The sequence below is a fragment of the Clostridioides sp. GD02377 genome (genome assembly GCF_045899875.1).
GTDB lineage: Bacteria > Bacillota > Clostridia > Peptostreptococcales > Peptostreptococcaceae > Clostridioides > Clostridioides difficile_A.
In genome coordinates this window covers 1-962 of the sequence record NZ_JBJODA010000060.1, presented here as the reverse complement: position 1 = coordinate 962, position 962 = coordinate 1, and the positions used below count along the sequence as shown (strand labels likewise).

General features: G+C 32.1%; 1 protein-coding gene. It reads left to right on the top strand.

Annotated elements, in window-relative coordinates; all coding sequences use genetic code 11:
- On the top strand, positions 1-801 hold an 801-nt coding region (locus Q3304_RS20700; protein ID WP_407815337.1), incomplete at its 5' end, for a capsid protein.
- Positions 802-962 lie beyond the last annotated feature (161 nt).

Sequence of the window (962 nt, the reverse complement as noted above, 5' to 3'; positions counted from 1 at the left end):
GAAAATAATGGGAGATATAGATGGACTGGGTCTAAAACAATAGAAATACCAACTATATCTACAACTGGAAGGGTAGATTCAAACAGAGATACAATAGCAGTAGCTCAAAGAAACTATGATAATGCTTGGGAACCCAAGGTATTAACTAACCAAAGAAAATGGTCAACATTAGTTCATCCAGCAGATATTGACCAAACTAATCATGTAGCTTCAATAGGTAATATAACTCAAGTATACAATGAAGAACAAAAGTTCCCTGAAATGGACGCTTATTGTATATCTAAAATATATGCTGATTGGACATCACTAGGCAAAGTAGCAGATACAACAGTTATTACAACTGCAAATGTCTTAGAAATATTTGATATGATGATGGAAAGAATGACAGAAGCTAGGGTTCCAGAGAATGGAAGAATATTGTATGTTACACCAGTGATAAACACTCTTATTAAAAATGCTAAAGAAATACAAAGAACGGTAAATATAAAGGATGCTGGGACTTCTCTTAATCGTCAAACAACTGATATAGATACAGTAAAGATAATTAAAATTCCATCAGCACTTATGAAAACTGCATATGATTTTACAACTGGATGGAAAGCAGGAGCAGGAGCTAAACAAATAAATATGTCTTTAATACATCCATCTGCAGTAATTACACCAGTTTCTTATCAGTTCGCTACTTTAGACGAACCAAGAGCAGTTACAGAAGGAAAATACTTGTACTTTGAAGAAAGTTTTGAGGATGTATTTATATTAAATAAAAAAGCTGATGCAATACAATTTGTTGTTGAAGCGTAGAAAAGGAGTGATATATAGTGCCACAAGTAAGGAAATTAAATAGAATATTAACTATAGAAGAATGTAGGATAGATGATTTCTTAGAAATGGGATATGACTTAATAGATGAAACTGGTAAGGCAATAAAGTATGGTAAGTCGTTAAATATAAAAGATTTGGTA